17 protein-coding genes and 4 tRNA genes are annotated in these 22,008 nt (G+C 36.1%); 3 read left to right on the top strand and 18 right to left on the bottom strand.

Translation table 11 applies throughout. The annotated features are described in order from the left end of the window. Nucleotides 1-56: 56 nt before the first annotated feature. The 4 genes from ACYIAL_RS01325 to ACYIAL_RS01310 form a co-directional block, all read right to left on the bottom strand. On the bottom strand, nucleotides 57-1,040 hold the full coding sequence (locus ACYIAL_RS01325) for a MucB/RseB C-terminal domain-containing protein (RefSeq protein WP_483750771.1): 984 nt from the start codon (nucleotides 1,038-1,040) through the stop codon (nucleotides 57-59). A 6-nt stretch (nucleotides 1,041-1,046) separates the two neighbouring features. Further along, nucleotides 1,047-1,607: an RseA family anti-sigma factor gene (locus ACYIAL_RS01320; RefSeq protein ID WP_483750770.1), complete on the bottom strand. Its 561-nt coding sequence runs from the start codon at nucleotides 1,605-1,607 to the stop codon at nucleotides 1,047-1,049. 50 nt (nucleotides 1,608-1,657) lie between these two features. Further along, nucleotides 1,658-2,230, bottom strand: a complete 573-nt coding sequence (gene rpoE, locus ACYIAL_RS01315) for an RNA polymerase sigma factor RpoE (RefSeq protein ID WP_174797574.1) — start codon at nucleotides 2,228-2,230, stop codon at nucleotides 1,658-1,660. Between the two features lie 220 nt (nucleotides 2,231-2,450). Next, nucleotides 2,451-4,955, bottom strand: coding sequence for a class I adenylate cyclase (locus ACYIAL_RS01310; RefSeq protein WP_483750769.1), 2,505 nt, complete (start codon nucleotides 4,953-4,955; stop codon nucleotides 2,451-2,453). 89 nt (nucleotides 4,956-5,044) lie between these two features. Here ACYIAL_RS01310 and ACYIAL_RS01305 point away from each other — a divergent pair, with 89 nt between their 5' ends. After that, nucleotides 5,045-5,659, top strand: coding sequence for an NUDIX hydrolase (locus tag ACYIAL_RS01305; protein WP_483750768.1), 615 nt, complete (start codon nucleotides 5,045-5,047; stop codon nucleotides 5,657-5,659). Between the two features lie 353 nt (nucleotides 5,660-6,012). Next, complete coding sequence (locus ACYIAL_RS01300; protein WP_483747957.1) at nucleotides 6,013-6,813, top strand: YdgH/BhsA/McbA-like domain containing protein; 801 nt, start codon at nucleotides 6,013-6,015, stop codon at nucleotides 6,811-6,813. A gap of 292 nt (nucleotides 6,814-7,105) precedes the next feature. Here the strand turns inward: ACYIAL_RS01300 and ACYIAL_RS01295 are convergent. The 6 genes from ACYIAL_RS01295 to ACYIAL_RS01270 all read right to left on the bottom strand — a co-directional run bounded on the left by ACYIAL_RS01295 (nucleotide 7,106) and on the right by ACYIAL_RS01270 (nucleotide 9,493). Beyond that, nucleotides 7,106-7,180, bottom strand: a tRNA-Gln gene (locus ACYIAL_RS01295). A gap of 186 nt (nucleotides 7,181-7,366) precedes the next feature. Beyond that, nucleotides 7,367-7,441, bottom strand: a tRNA-Gln gene (locus ACYIAL_RS01290). A gap of 25 nt (nucleotides 7,442-7,466) precedes the next feature. Further along, nucleotides 7,467-7,551 (bottom strand) — tRNA-Leu (locus ACYIAL_RS01285). A 37-nt stretch (nucleotides 7,552-7,588) separates the two neighbouring features. Continuing rightward, nucleotides 7,589-7,665: transfer RNA gene (locus tag ACYIAL_RS01280), tRNA-Met, on the bottom strand. A 116-nt stretch (nucleotides 7,666-7,781) separates the two neighbouring features. Continuing rightward, nucleotides 7,782-8,879 carry a multifunctional CCA addition/repair protein gene (locus ACYIAL_RS01275; protein WP_483750767.1) on the bottom strand — a complete coding sequence of 366 codons (1,098 nt, stop codon included), beginning with the start codon at nucleotides 8,877-8,879 and terminating at the stop codon, nucleotides 7,782-7,784. Nucleotides 8,880-8,881: 2 nt separating this feature from the next. Next, a complete protein-coding gene (locus tag ACYIAL_RS01270; protein WP_483750766.1) occupies nucleotides 8,882-9,493 on the bottom strand; it encodes a TIGR04211 family SH3 domain-containing protein in 612 nt (203 codons plus the stop codon). Nucleotides 9,494-9,606: 113 nt separating this feature from the next. Between ACYIAL_RS01270 and ACYIAL_RS01265 the strand changes: the two genes are divergently transcribed. Beyond that, nucleotides 9,607-9,828 (top strand): hypothetical protein, encoded by a 222-nt coding sequence (locus ACYIAL_RS01265; RefSeq protein WP_483750765.1) that lies wholly within the window; start codon nucleotides 9,607-9,609, stop codon nucleotides 9,826-9,828. Nucleotides 9,829-9,954: 126 nt separating this feature from the next. Here the strand turns inward: ACYIAL_RS01265 and ACYIAL_RS01260 are convergent, their stop codons facing one another. The 8 genes from ACYIAL_RS01260 to ACYIAL_RS01225 all read right to left on the bottom strand — a co-directional run. Continuing rightward, complete coding sequence (locus tag ACYIAL_RS01260) at nucleotides 9,955-11,673, bottom strand: carbohydrate porin (RefSeq protein ID WP_483750764.1); 1,719 nt, start codon at nucleotides 11,671-11,673, stop codon at nucleotides 9,955-9,957. Nucleotides 11,674-12,189: 516 nt separating this feature from the next. Continuing rightward, nucleotides 12,190-13,029 carry a DUF6708 domain-containing protein gene (locus tag ACYIAL_RS01255; protein ID WP_483750763.1) on the bottom strand — a complete coding sequence of 280 codons (840 nt, stop codon included), beginning with the start codon at nucleotides 13,027-13,029 and terminating at the stop codon, nucleotides 12,190-12,192. A 342-nt stretch (nucleotides 13,030-13,371) separates the two neighbouring features. Then, nucleotides 13,372-14,205: a DUF6708 domain-containing protein gene (locus ACYIAL_RS01250; RefSeq protein WP_483750762.1), complete on the bottom strand. Its 834-nt coding sequence runs from the start codon at nucleotides 14,203-14,205 to the stop codon at nucleotides 13,372-13,374. A gap of 338 nt (nucleotides 14,206-14,543) precedes the next feature. Continuing rightward, entirely contained in the window at nucleotides 14,544-15,359 is an 816-nt protein-coding gene (locus tag ACYIAL_RS01245; RefSeq protein WP_483750761.1) for a DUF6708 domain-containing protein, read from the bottom strand. A 338-nt stretch (nucleotides 15,360-15,697) separates the two neighbouring features. Next, nucleotides 15,698-16,522 (bottom strand): DUF6708 domain-containing protein, encoded by an 825-nt coding sequence (locus ACYIAL_RS01240; protein WP_483750760.1) that lies wholly within the window; start codon nucleotides 16,520-16,522, stop codon nucleotides 15,698-15,700. Nucleotides 16,523-16,539: 17 nt separating this feature from the next. Continuing rightward, entirely contained in the window at nucleotides 16,540-20,493 is a 3,954-nt protein-coding gene (locus ACYIAL_RS01235; RefSeq protein ID WP_483750759.1) for a toxin VasX, read from the bottom strand. A 29-nt stretch (nucleotides 20,494-20,522) separates the two neighbouring features. Beyond that, nucleotides 20,523-21,452 (bottom strand): hypothetical protein, encoded by a 930-nt coding sequence (locus ACYIAL_RS01230; protein ID WP_483750758.1) that lies wholly within the window; start codon nucleotides 21,450-21,452, stop codon nucleotides 20,523-20,525. Between the two features lie 2 nt (nucleotides 21,453-21,454). Then, the coding region (locus tag ACYIAL_RS01225; RefSeq protein WP_483750757.1) for a DUF2345 domain-containing protein at nucleotides 21,455-22,008 on the bottom strand (554 nt) is incomplete at its 5' end.

Below are 22,008 nucleotides of genomic sequence, written 5' to 3'. Positions count from 1 at the left end.
AGGAACATTTTACACATTTATCGCAACTAAGCATAGCGATATCGAGAAGTTTGCGCTTATTTCTGGATGATATTTTGTGCAATACGTTCAACCGTGTTACGTGGTAAATTACCAATGACGATAATATTTTTGTGACCTAAGTTAGTTGAATAAATGGTCTGCCCACCTTGTTGAATAATTTGGTGAGATTGCTTAGCTTGTTCAGACGAGATGTTAACTGTAAACGAAAATACACCATCTGAAAATAGTTTAGTCGCAATGTCAGAACTGTAAAAATTTAAATTATAGGCGGCTATTTCTTTAAATCCTTTAGGCAACCAAGCTAGTCGCCATTGGTCGAGGGCATTATTTTGTTTTTCAATCGATAATAAAATCGGGTACGTTCGGCTATTGATGTTGTTCATCAGACCTTTTTTGTCAAAATTTTTGTCAAGGTTGAGCACTTTTGTCTGGTTGATAATATCGCTATTTTGATCTAATAAGTCGATCCTGATCGGTAAATAGGTGTCATCATCAATCCAAATCACGTAGCTATAACGATCCTGTTCTTTAGCGATGATTTTGACCAATTGCGCGCTGCGATTAGCGGTTCTTGCTTTGCCCAATGTAATAAAGTCATAAATCTTTTTAAGTTCGTTAAAATTATTATAAATAACATCAGGAAAAGCCTCAACAATGCGCGAACTAGTAATAGAAAATGCAGGACTGTCAGGTTGAAAGTAACTAGTTGCACCATTATGCAAAATGATCTCCTTATCAGAACCTTCAAGATAGCGCAAATAGGCGTTAATATTTTCCTTTGTGGTAGCACCTAAATGGTAATATTCGAATGTGGTTGCATACTGATTTTTATCTTGCGACAAGAAATTAATTCGATAATCTTGTGTTTGTACTGCATGATTCATTTTGTTTAATAACGCTAAGGCATCCTCAGTATCGTTAGCATAAATGGATACTGAAAAAAACGCAAAAAACAGAGCGAATATAATATTTCTACTCTGTTTTATAAAATGTTCAACGAAATAATTGGGTAATTTCATTTCGAATTAGCGAGCATTTAATCTTTTTTGCAATTCATAATCTTGCACCAGCAATCTGATTTTGTCATATTGTCGTTTTTCAAGTAATTGCTGATCGTTTTGTTGATGAATCCCCCCCACCGGAGCCACATTCACACCAACAGGTACGGTATTTAGTGTAGGGCTTGTACTGGTATTATCTGTTTGACCTTGATGGTATTGTACACTTGCAATAATGCCAAGCGTTACACACGCTGCAAGTCCGACTTGGCTTACTTTGGCAAAAAAATCTTTAACGTGAATCCAAATTAGATTTTCAGCTTTTGGTGGCGTGGTTGTGTTAATATCAGGTTGATCAGCAAGTTGATTGTATAAATCTTCGGTTGCGATCGCTTGTGCGATTTGATTAGTGATATCTATAGTTAATGAACTACTATGCAACTGACCGCGCATTGTGTCTCTTACAATATGATAACGATGCCAGTATGATTGCAAACTTTCATCACGCGATATCTCATCGATAATATGATCGTTTGTAAACTCGCCATCCATAAGTAATGAAAGTTGTTCTTTGCGTTCTATTTGCATAGTAAATACCTTAAATTTATGACTACTCTTTATCAATGATTTTGTAGCCATCAACTGAGTAATGGTTTAATTTTTTCATCTATCGCATCACGTGCTCTAAAAATACGTGATCGCACTGTTCCAACGGGTACATCCATAATTTCAGCAATTTCTTCGTAACTTAAACCGTCGATTTCGCGCAAGGTAATTGCGGTTTTTAAATCATCAGGTAGCGCTTCGATCGCTGCAAATACGGTTTTTTTTACTTCATCTGAAAGTGCTAAATTTTCGGGATTATCAAGATCCCTTAATGAATCCGCACCTTCGTAACTTTCAGCTTCGCTAGCATCAATATCTGATAATGGTGGCCTTCGTCCTTGAGAGGTCAAGTAATTTTTTGCCGTATTTACCGCAATTCGATACAGCCATGTGTAAAAAACACTTTCACCTTTAAACAGACTTAATGACCGATAGGCCTTAATAAAAGTCTCTTGCACAACATCGGGGACTTCAGATGCTAAGACATAACGAGAAACCAAATGAGCCAATTTATTTTGATAACGAACCACAAGCAAATTAAATGCGTTTTTATTTCCGTTAAGGACGCGATCAACTAATACTTGGTCTGTTATTTGCTCCCCCATTAAAGGCCTTTCCTTATTATGTTAATAACTGTCAATCGCCCCCAAAATTTGCGCTGACATACAGTTAGATTCTTAAATTAAAAAAAAGTTCCCATTATTTTAATAAAAATTTAATTATTTTACTTATTAATTGTAAATTTTTACTCTTTTTATACTAAAACACATACTTTCCTGAAACTTTTTGACATGATTATTTTCAAATAAGATCGTTTTCGATCTTTTAATTGAGCGGAATGATTTCACGTTCGTTGCAGCTATTATAAGTAATTTGATAAAATTGAGGTAGATTAAAATTCACCGAGCTACTAGTCGTAAATGTAAAGCGATCGTCTGATAAAGCATAAAATTCATTGATATCTTTAACCATGTTGTCTTTTGATCCATTGCAGTTACGGTAAATTTCGACTTGGTTATGTTCATTCAGGATGTAAAGATCAAAACCTGACTCAGTATCTTCAAAAAAGAATTGAATGATCCCTGCATAGGCAATGCTATCAATTTCTGTCGGTAATTCATTGGTTTCGTCTAAAATGTTCAGCGGTCTGCCTTGTACTTTGTTATTTGACACCGCTCCATAAAAATCGATCGCATTTTCAAATTGATGACATGAAACGCCTAATCGCTCAAAAAATAGATACCACGAAAAACCCCCTATTCTTAATGGTTTGACTTGCGTTGAGTTGTTTTCGGTCGTCGTTAAACGTAGATCAATACATTCATCCATAAGCTTTTTCATTTGCTGTTTGATTTCACCGCTTAAATGTTCACTATAACAAAAAATTTCGATTGAATTGGGCAAGTCTGCATCTTTGTGCATGCGATTTAATAATGCCTTAATAGCTTCAAGTACCGATAGTTTGCCACTAAAATGGAGTACGCGAATTTCATTCCATGAATTGCGATACAGAAGATCAATCGATCCTACCAAACTTCGTTCGTATTTACCATAATTAAGGACACTATTGGCCACTTCATCATCTAATTCAATGTTAACTGTCGGATCGTCTTCTATATTTAAAATAATGGCTAAGTGACGGATTTCGCATGGACCATATAACTGTTCTTCAGTTGCTGCTGGCACGTCAATAGGAAAGTAATTTTTGAGATCTGCGATCAGTTGATTAATTTTTGCGTTATTACGATTTTCGCCGTCGTGATAATAAAATACGGTAGAATTCGCAATTAAGCCGTTAAAATAACACCATCCTACCAGTTTTACTAAGTATTTGCTATATTCTAAATATTGATGACCAATAATTGTTTGCATCATGGGTTTTTGATTATAAACATACCACCCCGATCGATTGATGCGATCTTCAGACACATGAATAAATGTTAATGCATCTTCTTGCAAATTATCAGATATATTAAGCTTTAACGTTGTGATCTTGCCTGGTAATACTTCAAAAGCGGCATAGAGCTTACGCGTTAAGATCGCCAGATCTTGAGGACTAATCAATGAATCTAAATTATTACGACGACCAAAATTGAGTAAATTTCGATAACCTGTCATCATGGTATGCAATAAGATCTCGTGTATTTCTCGTACTTGCCCTATTTTCCACGTTTGACAAGCGTCTAATTTTGCAATTTGTTGCTTATTCCATCCCCACTCTTTCACTAAATCACTCAAAATAGTGCGACGCCATGACGGTGATTGTATTGGAATGGACAGTTTTTCATTCACTTTTAAATAAAAGCAGTTACGGATTAACTCAAGCCGCTGAAAATCATTAATTTCAATGAGATATTTACTAATTCTGTCTAACAGCATGTAATACGAATCTAGATACATACCTTTATGTATTTCACCGTTTTGAATAAGTTCTCTCATTTGATAAGCAACTGGTTTATTTTGTGGGTAAATCCATGAATACGCTTCTAATAACAGGGTTTTAAGAACTGCTTTAAAGGGTGAATCGATACTTTTATAAAGTTGCCATAAACTTGCGCCAAAATACTCTTCAGCCGATAAACTGGTTAGCGGACCAAAATCAATCCATTGATCTCGTTCGATTAACTTAAGATCAACCATGGCATTAACACACTTTTCATAAGTAGGATAAGTGACGTTATTCACGGTGAAATTGTAAGGTACCGCAAACCACAGTAAAAACTTACCTGCTAATAAATTTGCTGAACGGTAAAACTCTTCAAGCAACAAAATATGCTGCGCAGATCCGCAATTTTCGCCCATTAGACACTCATGATGCTTATTAATAAAACGATCGGCATCGACCACAAATAACGTTAATTTGACTTGCAAATTGGCAGCCCAGTTTTCGATTAAACGACATTTTTGTTGTAAGACTTTTTTTTGTTGATCGGTTAAACTGTTCTCAATACATATCCAAATATCAAGATCAGATTGAACCGATTGCCCAATAGAACAAGTACTGCCCATCGAATATAAAGCTGATATTGCTGGAGAGGCGATGGCTGTAGTTTCGTTTTTAGTTGCTAAAAAATTGAATTTGCTTTTAAGCAGTTTATTCGCATCAGCAGATAATTGATAACAAGCAATACCTGAAGGTATATTCCCTTCCATATATCCTGGTAATTCAGGGGTATGATAATGAAAAAGAGCAGGAAGTAACAAAAATACCTGTTGAAATTCATCAGGCATTCCAATAAGTGCACGCTCACGTTTTAAATTGGCAAGATCTTCAAGTTCTTTTTTAATGTTATTGATATAATATTGCATAGCTTCAATTAGGTAAAACACGCGTATTAAACTAACGCCTTTGGTAAATCTAGCATGTTATTAGTGTAAGGTAAATAGAACAAAATTTTAAACCCTAAATAAAATGAATAATGATGATCACAATTGAAAATATAGTTAAACAGATTAAAAAACAAGAACGCACTAAGTTTGTCGATAATAAAGCGGCTGTGTTATTGCCTATCGTGGATATTGATCATCAATTGCATCTTTTATTCCAAGTGAGATCGAAAAAACTAAAATGGCAACCGGGAGATATTTGTTTCCCTGGAGGGCGAGTTGAATTAGCTGATATTACTCCTGAATACACCGCCAAACGTGAAACCATTGAAGAATTAGGTATAGCCCTTAATCAAATAACAATTTTAGGACAATTACCCAAATTCATTGCCACATTAGGCATGATTATTTATCCATTTGTAGGCACAATCAACTCACTGGATGATTTACAACTAAACCATGCCGAAGTTGAACAAATTTTTACCGTGCCTATCGAGTGGTTTATTCATAATCCACCACAGTGTGCAACAATGTTTGTTGGACATAAACCTGCCGATGATTTCCCTTTTGATATCATAACTAACCGTTCACCAAATTGGCAAAAAAGATCCGAACATTCCATCTATTTTTATCAGTATCATAATTGGGTGATTTGGGGATTAACCGCACAGATCCTTAAACGTTTTATCGAAACAATTGGCAAATAATTATATCGACTAAATAATTAAAAAATGATAACAGATTCAATCAATACGAAATTAACACTTTTTTTAACAATTTATTTCATTTTAAGCAATTTGTGCTAGACAATCTGCCATTTGATTAAAAGCTCTTGAGGATTATTACGGAACGTCTTATAAAGGTAGTTAGTTGTTTTACAATTCATTCCTGCCAAAACAACTATATGATGTCTTAACGCTTTTAACAAGTAGACAAGGACAAGGCATTCTGGAGCTCCACAAGTTCGAATAATCTCGAAGCAATACCATTAATCTGCGAATTAAATAAGCGTTAAACAGTGATTTTCTATTTTAATAATCAAAAAGTGAAGGACTCAATCATGAAACGTTTTACCAAAACATCTATTGCTTTAGCTGTATTATTATCTTTACCTGTTGCCAACCTTTATGCTGCTCAGCCGTTAACAGCTAAAGAAAGCAGTCTTTTAGTACCACTTAAAGAAATCTCGGTGACTGGGAGCTATTTACAAGCCGATAATGCTGCTGATGATATTTCGCGTGCTGCCGACGAAGCAGGTGCTAAATATTATCATATTACAGCAATGGAAAGCCCGGCTAATGGGACTTCGTCTGATCGCGCTATCGTTTATGCCAATATTTATCAATCTAACGCACCAATAGCCGTACAGAAAGATGAAACTACATATAATGGGGTGGTTTCTTATGAACGTTCAAAAGCCCTTTACTATTTACCATTTGAAATTGTTAAATTTAAAGGTAATTACAATAACACTTCTGAAATTACCGAAGCAGCGAGTAAATTAGCCGCTGAAAAAAATGCCTATGCGTTTTATATCGATTCAATATCGCCTGCTGATATCAAAAACCAAGCAGAAGATATCGAAGTTTCTTTATACAAACAAGATGCACCTGTTAGGAATTATATTGTAACAACTGCAATAGAAGGTCAAGATGCCTACGAAATCAGTAGTGAAGCGTTTAAACACATGACCCCATATAACATGATTAGCTTCCATGGTGTATTTAACAATACTGCCGACATTAGCGCTGCAGCACAAAAACATGCCATTGCTAATGGTGCACATTTTTATTATGTAAAAGAAGTATCATCCAACTCAGCAAGCACAGCACAAACTGTTTTTGTTAACTTATATAAATAAGCTTGTACATTGCTAAAATAAATCCCATGTGGGCAACTCGTTTGCCCCATGGGTTTCTGATTAAAATCGCTTCAGGTGGAATATTGACTTTTTTAGGTCTTTTTTTACCATTTTCAATTAAAATCAATCATTTATACTACAACAGTAAGCTAACCATAGCTCATCTCGCAAATCTTACTCAGTAAAGACTAATTGATATTCTAGTTTTAATTCAAGACCGCGTTTTTATCACGTCGAAAAATATTTAGCTAGAAATATTATTGATTTTATTACATTGTTTGAGTGTTTTGGATGGCTGGGGTACCAGGATTCGAACCTGGGCGTGGCGGGATCAAAACCCGCTGCCTTACCGCTTGGCTATACCCCACTATAGAAAGTGAAAATCACTTTTGATACGAGCTGTGAGATTCGAACTCGCACACATTTCTAAGCTAGACCTTGAATCTAGTGCGTCCACCAATTCCATTATGCTCACATAAAAATAGTGAATAATTAATACACCAAACATTGATACAAATCAAAGGATGAAATACCAAAATTATGCATATTGGAATGGCTGGGGTACCAGGATTCGAACCTGGGCGTGGCGGGATCAAAACCCGCTGCCTTACCGCTTGGCTATACCCCAATAAAGGATAGATATTAAGATTAAATGGTGCGGGTGGAGAGACTTGAACTCACACGCCTTGCGGCGCCAGAACCTAAATCTGGTGCGTCTACCAATTTCGCCACACCCGCACTGAACACTTTCGGTAAAAGTACTACCTAATCTTAATGGTGGCTACGACGGGATTCGAACCTGTGACCCCATCATTATGAGTGATGTGCTCTAACCAGCTGAGCTACGTAGCCATTTATTCGCAACGTCGTAAGCAACACTGCGAGGCGCATTATGCTTGTGTTACGCCAAATCGTCAACCCTTTTTTTAAGATATTTTGAAAAAAAGTGATGATTGATTAAGATGCAATCAAATCCAGTTTAATAACGCTTCAATTCTCCTTTTTTGTAACTCAACATGGATTTGTTTTCCCGTATAACCTTCCGCAATAATGTGTTGTACATTGACATTATTGGCAATTTTATAAGCTTCTTTCAAGTAATTTGCTTGTGCAAATGAGGTTGTTTTGACAAACGCTTCGCTTGCGATAATTAATTGGTCAAGGTGTAAAGGATTGCGCCATACATCAAGACTATTTAGCAAAGTAACAATTTGCTCAGCGGTGAGTGTCTGCACTCGTTCAAAATCGCTATGATATTGCTGAACCATGATGGCAATTTTAGTGTAGTTGTTTGGCGCTTTAATTTTTCTACATAACGCTTCAACCGTTGATTTGTTAGCTAACAGTGCACACAGAACAGCGAAGCGGATAGTTAAATCGTCAGTTAACAAAGTAGATTTTTTTAGTGCATCAATAATATTGGCTGATAAGTCTAATGATGGAAACAGTAACGTAAGAGCTCCACATTGCTCTAACACTTGAAAATAGATTTGAGGATTTGAAGTGGACAATGCCTTTTCTGTTTCTTTCCATACTCGCTCTGGTGTTAGATAACTAACCTCACCGTCTGATACCATTTGTTTCATTAATGCTAGCGTTTGTGGCGCGACAGTAAAACCCAATTGGTGAAAACGTGCAGCAAAACGAGCCACACGCAATATACGTAGTGGATCTTCTCGAAAGGCAGGTGAGACATGGCGCAAGATTTTATGATTGATATCATCAACACCATGATAAGGATCGACGATATTACCGTTTTCATCCATGGCAATGGCGTTAATGGTTAAATCACGGCGAATCAGATCTTGTTCTAATGTGATTTCTTTACCAAAATCGCAAATAAATCCTGTATAACCTTTACCTGATTTTCGCTCAGTGCGAGCCAATGCGTATTCTTCTTTTGTGTCGGGGTGCAAAAATACTGGGAAGTCTTTACCAACTTGTTGATACCCTAACGCCAAAAGCTCGTCTGGCGTAGCGCCAACAACAATCCAGTCATGGTCAGCAACGGGCAGATGCAATAATCTATCGCGTACACTTCCACCCACAAGATAGATTTTACTCACAATCACATCCAACGATCTTTTTTACGTCGGCTAGGTATAATTCTTGGCAATATAAGCCCTAAAATAAGACCACCGCCCGCAACAAGACCACCATAAGTAAACCAAGTTACAATAAGATCACGACGTTTATCATCCACTTGATTTAGCATTGATTCAATTTGTGCTCCCTGCTCTTTGACTTGTTGTTCTAAAGCTTGATTTCTATTTTGTAGTGTTTCAATTGATTTTTCAGCCGATTGCAATTTTTGGACATAATCACTCACTAATTTTTGTTGATTAGCTTCGGCATTATCAATTTTATCTTGGTATTCTGCCAGTTTTGCTTCTAACGCAGGAAAGCGTTCTTTATAGCTAGGCTGCTCATTTAGTTTACTCGTTTCAATCCAAGCAGCATTGCCATTATTAAGTTGAATGCGGGTATATTTACCATCCGCACTTTTTTCAAGTTCAACAACTTTTTCACCAGCTTTAGCAGAGTTAGAATACGCATATTGCGAGCCTGGGCCACGTCGCAAATAGATATCAACATTATCAGTCACATATTTGTCTATAGCATAACCATCACACGAAATGGCAAAAAGCGAAATTAGCCCAATAATATTTTGTTTTTTCATTATATTACCAATAATTACCCTTAAATAATCACATAATAACATAAAAAAATGGCAATTCGCATATTGATCTTATAATAAATGGTTTTAAAGCTTGAAATAGAATTAAGCAACTTATGGGTGAAATCGTTTACACTTTATGGGATATTAATTACCGTAGGGATTATTCACATTATTTACACCCTAAATTAGTCACCACCCGTTATCCATCACTGACAATAGCAAAACTGGCTGCAAAATTATTAAAGCTTGCTAAAGAAGAAAATATTCCACCAAATTTAATGAATGTCTATATACCAATCTTAACTAAGCGTTATTCAGTAAACAGGATTAATTAATAATATTTACTGAATAACGTAGGTAAACATCAACAAAGTATTCATTTTACATCTAAACTAAGTAAGGTAAGTGGTATTACCTTACACCTATAATATAGTTTAGATATTATATTTATGAATTTGCACTTAAAACCAAACTTCTGTTTGTACACCAAAACTAATTTGATGATCTTTACCATTAAAATCAAATTGACTAATATCATTTTGTAACGCTTCTATATAAGAAACATAAAAACGGATATCAGGTCTTGAAGACAAAATACTTTTTCCAACTTTGAATGAATGATAAAGTGTTGTTTTGTAGCCCTCTTCAACATAAGTTTTACTTTTGACTTTATTCTTTTGCCTAAAGTAACCTAGTTCAATACCGCTTTGATTATAAGTATCCCATATATAAGCAGGTCTTATTGCTGATTTAAAACTCGTAAAATCGGTATGAGCAAGATGAAGATCATAAGAATAAACATCATTGCCCGAAGTTAACGCCAAAGCATGAGCAACAATAATATCATCACTTAAATAGGCTTCACCTTCCGATACAAAGCGATAAGCTTTACCGCCAGTATGCGTTCCAATATAGTCATTATCCGAATTACTGGCAAACTCTGGATTATTAGTATTAATGTTAGCTAACTGTGAAGCTACAGAATTGGTTGCTGTCTGTAATGTAAACTGATTAAATCCACCAAAAAACTGATTTTGTCGCAAAACAAAGCTACCAAGCCAAGCATTTTTAACAGATACATTATCTTGGATTTTAGATTTATTTGGCGCTGAATAACGTGCATTCACACCAAGCGTTGCATCTTTCCATAATGGAATATCGCGATAGCGGATTTCTAGTTCGTTTAAATCAACTTCTTCTTTTTTATATTGGGTAATTTTATTTCCATTACCATCATCTTTAATGACATCTTGTTTATTTTTTACATTTACATCTGCTCTAACTAAAGCTAAATCAAGAGTACCAATTCCGAATTTAAGATTTTCAACACCAACTCCCCCGCCTGCTGGCGTTTTTTGCGTTTTCCAATCAAGCATTTGTATTTCATTATAAGGTAAAGAGTGTTTACCAACCCATAATTTCGCATCAGGAAAATGTGGTACAAAACCTTTAGTTTCTAGATAGATATCTGAAAATTGCATAAGATTATCATCTTGAGTATTAAATAAACCCGCAGCTTTATTGGTCGCCACGTTTCCATCAATCATAACAATGGCATCAACTCTTCTGCCCTCTTGATCATAGACTTTTTGCTTAAAGATAAGATCATACCAACCGCCATATTCATTACCAAATCGACCTAATGCACCTTCAGCATAATTTTTAGGTTTGCCATTACTTGAAGTTGACCAACCACCACGGAAGTAGCCGTTATAAGAAAATCCAATTTCATCTTTAATATAGTCTTTAAATTCAGCTAAAGTAAATGATGTCTTTTCTGGAGCGCTTTCACCTTGTCTAGTTTCGGCTTTTGGTGTGTTAATAAGTACAATTTGTTGATTATTACTTGTTTGTACTGCATTAACAGGCGTCTGTTGCTTTGTAATTGTTGCTTTTTGACTATTTTTAAGCGCTTTTTTCTGATTATTGATAACAATTTGTTGTTGTTGAAGATGATTATTTAGTTGAGCAAGCTGTTTATTAGACTCTATTACTTGCTTTTTCAAATCATTAGACTCTTGACTAAGTGCTAATAATTTTTGCTCTAATAACGCAATTCTTGCTTCTAACTCATCTTGAGTTGCTGCCAAAGCATTTGGTAAATAACATAACCCCAGCATAGTCATTAAAACAATTCGTTTTGGCTTGATTTTACATACTATTTTTTTTGAAATTTTCATTTTTCCCCCTATTCATTATTTTAAAAATAGATAAATATTTTTTAAATTTGAGACAAAAAAACCTAAAGAATAGTTATAACTATTCTTTAGGTTTTGCCCGCTATAATTCGGTAACAATCCAATACCTTTTAATAGGTAATTTCAATATAACTAATAAAAACGACTATTCAAAAACTAAATACTAATATTGTGATTGATATCACATTAAAAATTGTCATTTTATATACAACATCAGCCAATAGAATAGCCAATCTTTAAATCAACTAAAAACGATAAAAGGTATACTTAATAGCATGTATACGATTACATAAATGTTAGTCAGGCCGCTATTTTTAATCACATATAGCTTATAATTGATAAAAATCAATAAAGATATTTGTATCAGTATTACATAGTAAACCGAATACGTTGGGGGGAAATATATGAACACTGCTCTAAATCGATTTTTTCAATATCGTTAAAAGGAGCTTACCATACCGCTTTGCCCATTCTTACCAAACTGCAACGGCTTTTGGTCTATTCCGTTATACTGTGCCGTTGTTTAATTTCAGCTAACTCTTCTAATGATGTGGCATTAAACGCTTCAACCATCCATTCGGGCCAGCCTTGTCCTTTAATAATTTTGTCTTTAAATTGGGTTTCTTGTTCCCATTTGTATTTGCCGTCGTTTAGACCCGCTAATTTGTTAGCGCACATAAAGTTATTGACCCAACCCCAAACCAGATAACTACCTATGCCACCACGTAATGGATCTAATAATATATGGTCGATTGTTTTATGGGTATGGGGCTTGCACACCATTAATATGGTGGTATTGAGTGAATATCGTGAAAAATTATGCACCACCACCCCTTGTAAATGTGCCCAGTCATATTCTTTTATGCGTTTTTTATTAGGATGCAAAAAGGTTAGCGGATTGCGTAACACTTTAAAATTAAAAAAGTAGCTTTCATTAATATACACTTTACCAGTTTTGCGGTTAAAAATAATGGGGCTACCTCGACGTGTAAACAGGTTTTGGTATAAACCTGGAACAACTATTGAGTACATTGCAAAAATGCAAAATATTGAACCTATTGCTATAATAATTAGCATAAACTCATCCTCTTTGTCTTTTAATTCTGAAAAAATAAGAATGCATAAATCAATACCAGCAATAGCACCTATACTTCCTAGACACATAGATATAACAAAAATAAATGAATAAAAAATCTGATCAGATTTTGTTTTACGAATAAAAGCACAGTAGTTATCATTGGCATATAGAAGACGCTGATCCGCACCCGTTAAATAGTTACCGCCTTTTTCTAAATCGCTTATCCAACCAAAAATTTGGGGTTGATATTGTGATGGCATTGTTCTACTCCTTATTTTAAATTTTACTGTTTTTAGTCACGATTAATGGCACGTCTTCACGGTTATTGTATTGAATAATAATTTGATATTTTACAATATTAAGCACACCTATCGTGCCAGCTATCCATTTATTGATAATAAGCCCATTTTGAACTGGCTCGCCGCTATTGTTTTTTGTTTTATCAGTAAAATGATTAGCCGATGTGGTTAAAGTAAATTCGTCAGGTTCGTCAATTTTGCTATAATCAGGCTCAGGCAGTCCTGTCCTGTCATGACATTACAGTTGCAATCATACTTATCAAAATAGGCTTTTTGTCCGTCCCCACCCTGAACCATTGAACCTTATTGTTTTACATGATGACGTTGTTTGATTTCGGCTAACTCTGCTTGCGATGTGGCATTAAACGCTTCAACCATCCATTCGGGCCAGCCTTGTCCTTTAATAATGTTGTCTTTAAATTGGGTTTCTTGTTCCCATTTGTATTTGCCATCGTTTAGGCCCGCTAATTTGTTAGCGCACATAAAGTTATTGACCCACCCCCAAACCAGATAACTGCCTATGCCAGCACGTAATGGGTCTAGCAATATATGGTCGATTGTTTTATGGGTATGGGGTTTGCACACCATTAATATGGTGGTGTTGAGTGAAGAGCGTGAAAAGTTATGCACCACCACCCCTTGTAAATGGGCCCAGTCATATTCTTTTATGCGTTTTTTATTAGGGTGCAAAAAGGTTAGCGGATTACGTAACACTTTAAAATTAAAAAAATAACTTTCATTGATATACACTTTACCCGTTTTACGGTTAAAAATAATGGGGCTTCCTCGGCGTGTAAATAAGTTATGATATAATTCAGGAATCAGAAGATATAAAGCAAAAAAACAGGTGATGTTCATCAATAGTAATACAATATCCATAATTTTTTCATCATTATTAACTGCAGGAGTCATAGTAAAAACGAAATAAAAATAAATACCTATATAAAAAGAAAGACCAAATATTGATATAAACCAACTAAATGAATAAAAAATCTGATCAGATTTTGTTTTACGAATAAAAGCACAGTAGTTATCATTGGCATATAGAAGACGCTGATCCGCACCCGTTAAATAGTTACCTCCTTTTTCTAAATCGCTTATCCAACCAAAAATTTGGGGTTGATATTGTGATGGCATTGTTTTACTCCTTAATTTAAATTTTATTGTTTTTAGTCACGATTAATGGCACGTCTTCACGGTTATTGTATTGAATAATAATTTGATATTTTACAATATTAAGCACACCTATCGTGCCGGCGATCCATTTATTGATAATGAGCCCATTTTGAACTGACTTGTCGCTATTGGTTATTGTTTTATCAGTAATATGATTAGCCGATGTGGTTAAAGTAAATTCGTCTGGCTCGTCAATTTTGCTATAATCGGGTATTGGGCGCCTAGTCAGTACGTCGATATTACGATCATACTTATCAAAATAGGCTTTTTTATCCGTCCCCGCCCTGAGCCATTGAACCTTATTGTTTTACATGATGCCGTTGTTTGATTTCGGCTAACTCTGCTTGCGATGTGGCATTAAACGCTTCAACCATCCATTCGGGCCAGCCTTGTCCTTTAATAATGTTGTCTTTAAATTGGGTTTCTTGTTCCCATTTGTATTTGCCGTCGTTTAGGCCTGCTAATTTGTTAGCACACATAAAGTTATTGACCCACCCCCAAACCAGATAACTGCCTATGCCAGCACGTAATGGGTCTAGCAATATATGGTCGATTGTTTTATGGGTATGGGGTTTGCACACCATTAATATGGTGGTGTTGAGTGAAGAGCGTGAAAAGTTATGCACCACCACCCCTTGTAAATGGGCCCAGTCATATTCTTTTATGCGTTTTTTATTAGGGTGCAAAAAGGTTAGCGGATTACGTAACACTTTAAAATTAAAAAAATAACTTTCATTGATATACACTTTACCCGTTTTACGGTTAAAAATAATGGGGCTTCCTCGGCGTGTAAAAAGATTCTGATAAAATTCTGGTAACATTAAATATAATGTAATAATAAATAAAATTATGATCACCAATGGAAGAATAAGCATAGAAGCCAATTTTATCCATGTAAGCAAATATATTAATATAGGAATAATAAACATTAATCCAATTGAAATTACACCTGAAAGACATACATAAAAAACCTGATCAGATTTTGTTTTACGAATAAAAGCACAGTAGTTATCATTGGCATAGAGCAAGCGATCATCGGCATCGGTAAGATAGTTGGCACCTTTTTCTAAATCGCCTATCCAACCAAGAATTTGGGGTTGATATTGTGATGGCATTGTTCTGCTCCTTAATTTAAATTTTATTGTTTTGAGCCACGATTAATGGCACGTCTTCACGGTTATTGTATTGAATAATAATTTGATATTTTACAATATTAAGCACACCTATCGTGCCGGCGATCCATTTATTGATAATAAGCCCATTTTGAACTGGCTTGTCGCTATTGGTTATTGTTTTATCAGTAATATGATTAGCCGATGTGGTTAAAGTAAATTCGTCTGGCTCGTCAATTTTGCTATAATCGGGTATTGGGAGCCTAGTCAGTACGTCGATATTACGATCATACTTATCAAAATAGGCTTTTTGATCCGTCCCCGCCCTGAGCCATTGAACCTTATTGTTTTACATGATGCCGTTGTTTAATTTCAGCTAACTCTTCTAATGATGTGGCATTAAACGCTTCAACCATCCATTCGGGCCAGCCTTGACCGTCAATCCTATGGGCTTTAAATGTCGCTTCTTGATCTGATTTATATTCGCCATCATCGATATTGGCAACATCACAAAAAAACATAAAACTATTAATCCAACCCCAAACAAATGTACTACCAGCGCCGGCTCGAATAGGATCTAACATAATATGATCAATCACTTGATGCGTTCCCGGTTGGCACACCATTAGTACGGTTGAAGTTAGGGCATTACGTGACATATTATGAATAACAACACCATGCAAATCATCCCAATCATACTCTTTTATACGGCGTTTTTTCGGTTGTAAAAATACCGCCGGATGCCGTAAAAACTTAAAGTTAAAAAAATAACTTTCGTTAACATAGACTTTACCCGTTTTACGGTTAAATATAATGGGACTGCCACGACGGGAAAATAGATTCTGATAAATTTCTGGAATAACAAGATACATAGCAACAAAGCATAAAATGACACCACTTAACGCAACTAAAAATATATGGGTTTCTAAAATTGGGTTACATAAATAAGTCAATATAGACAATAGAACTACTGCAGAGCATAAAAGAATAACAGCAATAATGTAAATACATAAATAAAAAGCTTGATCAGAAGGAATCTTACGAATAAAGGCACAGTAGTTATTATTGGCATAGCTTAAGCGACGATCATGCAGGGGCACTAAACGTGGACCTTTATCTAGATCGCCGAACCAACCAAAGATTTGTGGACGGTATTTTGATGGCATGATGACTCTCCTTTTATTTATTCATCGTGAAATTGGTTACTGCTGCGATTTATGATGAGTGGGATTTCGTCATCATCTTGTGCATTAGGGCTGATATTGATTTGATAGCTATTTACTAGATCATAAGCAAAGGTGCCCGCTACCCATGTTATCACCGTTAGGTCGCTATCTGACTGATTAGGATCGGTTTTTTTCACTTCGATTTTTTCAATATCGGTAAAATTAGATTTCCATACCGCTTTGCCCTGAGTGAGGTTTTTAAAGGTTTTTGCTTCATAGTGATCCATAAAATAACCTTTGTCGAGGGTCACATATTCTGTGATTTTTAGGGTTTCTTTGGCTTTATCTTCGTTTAGGTGGATTGGGGGATGCGCCTCTACTGAGCCATTATTTACCCCTGTTGAACTAATACTAAAGCGAGATTCAATCAAATCCTCATCGCTTTGCCCATTTTTGCCAACTAATTTAACCGAAGCCTGTAACGGCTTTTGGGCAATAGTAGCGCAGTTTGGGTATGTTAAATAAAAATAGAGGTGGCGGTGATATAGCTTCATCCCACTAAATGAACTTGGTTTTTTAAAGATGATAAAAGTTTCAATGCCCGACAAGGCAACCAAATAATCATTCACCGAATGACCAAAACCGACAAATGAGTGCTGCTCTTCGTGATAAGCATCATACCCCAAAAAAGCAAACTCTTTTTGCACCCCAAAATAACAACGGTTTAACCAGTGATCGATAGGGGCAAAATTATCGTATTTTTTGCTATATGCAATTAAATATAAGCCCCACAATGATAATATAACACCCAATCCTATTACAAAGCCTGAACTGGCTAATAAAAATATAGCGCCAGCACCTAATAATACAGCTCCACCAGCTCTAGCCATAAAATAACTTTTATCCTCCATATTCCACATACCAAAGGCACTTTTTAACTCACCTAATGCATCCAAAATAGTTATGGCAGCAAAGGCTTTGGCTACGGTTTTAGAAATCAAGGTATTTAATGTCAGTTTAGCTTCGATTTCGGGTACTAATGTCGTTGCAACCCGCGATCGCATAGCTTTAACTAACTGCATTTTTAATTTGATGTCACGGTATAGGGCAACGCTATCAACACTTAATAATGCTAACGAACCCAAGTCAATCGCCAGTTGGCGCATTTTTTTATCTTGGCTTTCGCCTTCTTTAACGGTGTTCCACTCTTTTAGGTTATCGTAAATACTTAGCAGGGTAACAACGCCCGATATTGCATTGGCACCATAGCTAAGTTTAGCAGCTTTTGCACTTTGACGGGTATCTTTTGCTTGTTCGCCAATTTTAATTTTTTCCTCAATTTTCGCTTTTTCCATTTCGCTTTGATTCATCGCTTCGGTTTCGCGGTTTATCTCGCGCTCTTTGATTTTATCTTCTCTTTTCTTTTCGTTCGATTCGTTGATCGCTTCGTCGTTGCTAGATTTTTGTTGATTGACTTTGTCAATTTTGTCTTGTAATACGGTAGTACGGTTGACTAACGTGACATAATCCGCCATTTTACTGGTTAAAAAGTTTTTAAAATCATAAGGGTTAAGTATCTCTTTATTTTTTAGAAAATTGACAACCAGCGCTTTACTTGCCTCGTCGGGAAAGCAAAGCGTAAATTTAAGCTTTTTGGTTGTTGTTTTTTTTGACCCAACTTCATATTTTGGATCGGTGACATCAAATTTTTCTAAAAACGCCACTTCTTGGCTGGTTAAACTATTTTCACGGAAAAAACTTCCTTGTAATTGGGTTAATAGTGCATAAACCTGTCGGATTTTATCTTGCCTAACTTGCATCGAAAACTCAACGGGATGCCCACCAAAATCACCCAAGTAAGATAGCGTATCAAGCAGTTTTAAACGTGGTTTAATCGGTTGGTGCTGTTTATTGGTTTTTAATACGGTGTATTTTTTGAGTGCAAGTTGATGCAAGTATCGATTTTTGTCGACATGGGTCACAGCACTGGGGGCATTTGCCATTTCAGCAAGTTTGCGGTCAATCGAGGCCAAAAACGCTTTTAATTGCTTGAGCTCTTTAATTTTTTGGTCTCTTATTTTTTGTAGCCTGCTATGCTCTTGTGGGTTATATTGTCGATTTTTGTTTAACTCCTCTTGTTTGGCATTAATCTCTTGCTGTTTTTTTTCAATATCTAGCTCAACACGCTCTTTTGCCTTTTGCAGTTCTTTTTCTTTATCGGTTGGCGTGTTTTGGGTCTTTTGCGCTTGATGCGTATTATAAGCAGAAGCAAAACCCATTGATTTGTTGATAATATCACGCCATTTTACTGGTGTATCGGTGTCTAAATCGATAAATGCTGGTGCATCAAGATCGATCCCTTGGTTATTTTTATGCTCTATTACATAAAAAATACTGGCAGGGTTACTTAATAACTCGTCCCATAGGGCGTTATCTTCGTCAAGGCACACTTCTGCATGGGTTGAATCAATCAGGATTTGGGTAATTTCTTTTATATGAATGAGCGCGCTTGTATCGTTTGAAAAATCAAACTCTTTCTGCCAAAAATGATTTTGATTAAAAGAAGTCGGTTTTATTTTGCTGTATTGCGAGATAAATTTTGCATCGCCAAATAACCAACGAACATAAGTAAAATAGTCTTGTGACCACTCTTTATAATATCGAGTTATTTCTTCAAATTCGGTTTCTAATTCACCTTTAAATTTCTCAACTTCACCATGATTAATATGTTGGTTTATTTTTTCAATTTTTTTTGCCTTTTCTGATTCTGCTTCTTTAATCTCATATTCGACTTTTCGTAAAAATTCTTCACCTGAGTCATAGGCAGCATCAATATCTTTTAGGTAGTCATAGTGTTCTTGTAACCGTGCAATTTCGGTGTCGTAAGCATCTTCAATTGAAGTTCGATAATTTTCTATAAACTGTAAAATCGTGCGCTTTTTAAACATATCAGCTTGATAATACTTAAACCAACGCTTTAACGTAGGATTAACATGGTTATACATCTGTTCACCACGCTGTTGATAGACTTTGGCTTCGTCACCATCAAAAGGTGATAATGGTTTGTCTTGTTTTGGTGCCTCACTGCAAAAAATATGTAGCTCTGATACCCGTTGCGAGTTAAGCTCTTCGGCGATACCGAAGGTGTCTTCTAATACTACGCCACAAGATATTGGTCCATTCCCCTGATATAGAAGGTTTGCGTGATTGGCAAATTTTTGCCTTTGGCTTTTTAAACTGGTAAAGGGATGGGCCGATTTAAAATTCTCCAGACCTCGCTCTCCAAAACGAAACTCGAGCACTTTGCTTTTATCATTATCATCATTTTCATGACTATAACCAAAAATATCTTTAAACGGCACCGCTCGTTTGCCCGTTGCCTTAGACGGTGAGTCTTTGAGTTTTTGTATATCAATTTTGGTAAAACGCGATAACACTTGGCTATTTTGTTCTTTTAGGTAATCGTCGAGGGTCTTTTTGGGCCAAGGTTGTGAAGAATAAGCCACCCAAGCTTGCGTAAAGTCCTTATTATTAAGATTAATAAACGATGCTGGAATGGTGTGGCAGGCATCTTTACACGCTTTTGATATCGGTCTTGGCTCGGTATTAGTTAGTTCAAGGAAGTTTTTTAAACGTAGTACGCCGTCAATGCATTCATACACATGGAGTATTCGGCTCTCAATATCATCACCTTGTTGTTGCATTACATAAACATAGCCGTTACGCAAAGTGCGAAGCACATAGTCATAATATTCTAAAGCTTCATCTGGCATGCGTTGTTTAAAATCTAATGTTTTAGTATAATTCGCCAGTTCTTGATAAGTCTGGTTAACATTTTCAATTTTATTGAATTTTGTTTTTATCACGGCTTGACGCAATAAAAAGACCGGTAATCCTGTTCGTTCACAGGCAAGGCAACGACCGGCAGCTTCATTTTTATTTTCTATGGCGATGTTTGCTGTTTTCTTCATCTTACACTCTTTAATGCTTGTCTTATTTGTTATTCGTTAATAGAAAGTGATGGGCTTTCAAGGTTAATATGGGCGTCAATAACCTGTTTTGACAATGTGCTCGGCGCTTTTTGCGCTTTGACAATTTGCTCAAGTACTTTAGGATGCTGAGTAAAAGCAGTTTGGTACCTTAAGCCATTTAATCCCCAAAATAAGATATCGGTAGCCTCAGTTAAACCTAATTGATACGCTTGCTCAACCAGTTGCGTTGATTGCAAAATGACTTGGTTATGGAGTGGTAAATTTTTTTGCTCATCAAATTGCGTTCGATTATTTGCCCATGCCTTAACAAGGGTTCGAATCATTCTCAGTTTTTTTAAGCGCTGACAATACTGAGTACTCCAACGGTCTGGCGTTTCCAGTTCACTATCGGCCGTGAAACGAATAAACGGCCCAGCATAAATAGACGGATAATAATAGTTTTCAATTTGAGCTAATTGCGATTTTAGCCATGCGGTGTCTTGGTTGGTAGCAACTTCGTGCAAAAATTGCATACGAAACGGTTCAAAGAAAGGATAATAAGGCTGTTGCAATATTTTAGCGATGTTATTACCTATAGTTATCAGCTGCTTTGCCAATATCGATGGTTTAAGGGGGCTAACAATATAAGCGCAAATATAACGCTTTGACCAAAAACATTCGATTTCGGCCTGTTTACCAATTTCATCAAGGATGGGACTGTCTAAAAATTCATTGGGCTCTGCCAGTTTAATCAGGGTTGGGCATATGCTTGGATCATAATCTAAATCGGTACGTAATACCTGAGTGAGTTTCTGTTCACCAAATAGTTTTTCTTCACCAAATAAATTTACTAATGAGTCGTGTGACAATGGGCTTATTGAATTAAGCACGACTAAATTATCAACTAATAAATAGCGATATTTGTTAAAGTTATTTTGATTATTTAATTCAGTAATCATTTTCAATCCGTTTCTGCGCAGCGTTTTACATTCAGTTCACTTGAATTTAATCTAATTGTTTTAGATTGGCTTGCCGGCCCCATTTTTTGCAACACATTGCATTTAAGATAGATATTATCCTGTGTGCCAAGTTCGATGCCTTCACTGCTGATTTTGATATAAGAGCCACCGCAGATTAGCGTTAGTTCATCGCTCGCTGTGATAGTTATCTCACCATCCACGCTATCCACTTTAATATCTTGCTTGGCGGCCATATTGAGGTTAGCATTTTGGGCTTGCACTTCAATATCACCTTGGTTGGCAAACAGCTTCATGCCCGCTTTTTGGGCAAATAAGCCAATCGCCTCGCCCGATGAAACAGTGACATTTTTTAAAGCGTTAATATCGGTTTGATGTTCGCTGGTTAAGGTCAGGCTGCTCGCTGTTGTCAGTTGAATATTTTCAGGGCTGGTTAGAGCTATGCCTTCTTGCGCATAGGCTAAAATGCCACTTTGGGTTAGCTGAGTTAAGTTGGCTTTAAGTTGGTCTTGGCTGTCGGTATCGGCGCTGTGTGCCT

This window comes from Gilliamella sp. X-57 (assembly GCF_057063565.1).
The sequence above is the reverse complement of the archived record's forward strand: the minus strand, read 5'-3'. Positions and strand labels throughout refer to the sequence as shown.

What these genes read in the sequence shown, in the direction of transcription:
- ACYIAL_RS01325 (WP_483750771.1), bottom strand. Translation starts at nt 1,040, where the DNA reads ATGAAATTACCCAATTATTTCGTTGAACATTTTATAAAACAGAGTAGA.
- ACYIAL_RS01320 (WP_483750770.1), bottom strand. Translation starts at nt 1,607, where the DNA reads ATGCAAATAGAACGCAAAGAACAACTTTCATTACTTATGGATGGCGAG.
- rpoE (WP_174797574.1), bottom strand. Translation starts at nt 2,230, where the DNA reads ATGGGGGAGCAAATAACAGACCAAGTATTAGTTGATCGCGTCCTTAAC.
- ACYIAL_RS01305 (WP_483750768.1), top strand. Translation starts at nt 5,045, where the DNA reads ATGATGATCACAATTGAAAATATAGTTAAACAGATTAAAAAACAAGAA.
- ACYIAL_RS01300 (WP_483747957.1), top strand. Translation starts at nt 6,013, where the DNA reads ATGAAACGTTTTACCAAAACATCTATTGCTTTAGCTGTATTATTATCT.
- ACYIAL_RS01270 (WP_483750766.1), bottom strand. Translation starts at nt 9,493, where the DNA reads ATGAAAAAACAAAATATTATTGGGCTAATTTCGCTTTTTGCCATTTCG.
- ACYIAL_RS01265 (WP_483750765.1), top strand. Translation starts at nt 9,607, where the DNA reads ATGGGTGAAATCGTTTACACTTTATGGGATATTAATTACCGTAGGGAT.
- ACYIAL_RS01260 (WP_483750764.1), bottom strand. Translation starts at nt 11,673, where the DNA reads ATGAAAATTTCAAAAAAAATAGTATGTAAAATCAAGCCAAAACGAATT.
- ACYIAL_RS01255 (WP_483750763.1), bottom strand. Translation starts at nt 13,029, where the DNA reads ATGCCATCACAATATCAACCCCAAATTTTTGGTTGGATAAGCGATTTA.
- ACYIAL_RS01250 (WP_483750762.1), bottom strand. Translation starts at nt 14,205, where the DNA reads ATGCCATCACAATATCAACCCCAAATTTTTGGTTGGATAAGCGATTTA.
- ACYIAL_RS01245 (WP_483750761.1), bottom strand. Translation starts at nt 15,359, where the DNA reads ATGCCATCACAATATCAACCCCAAATTCTTGGTTGGATAGGCGATTTA.
- ACYIAL_RS01240 (WP_483750760.1), bottom strand. Translation starts at nt 16,522, where the DNA reads ATGCCATCAAAATACCGTCCACAAATCTTTGGTTGGTTCGGCGATCTA.
- ACYIAL_RS01235 (WP_483750759.1), bottom strand. Translation starts at nt 20,493, where the DNA reads ATGAAGAAAACAGCAAACATCGCCATAGAAAATAAAAATGAAGCTGCC.
- ACYIAL_RS01230 (WP_483750758.1), bottom strand. Translation starts at nt 21,452, where the DNA reads ATGATTACTGAATTAAATAATCAAAATAACTTTAACAAATATCGCTAT.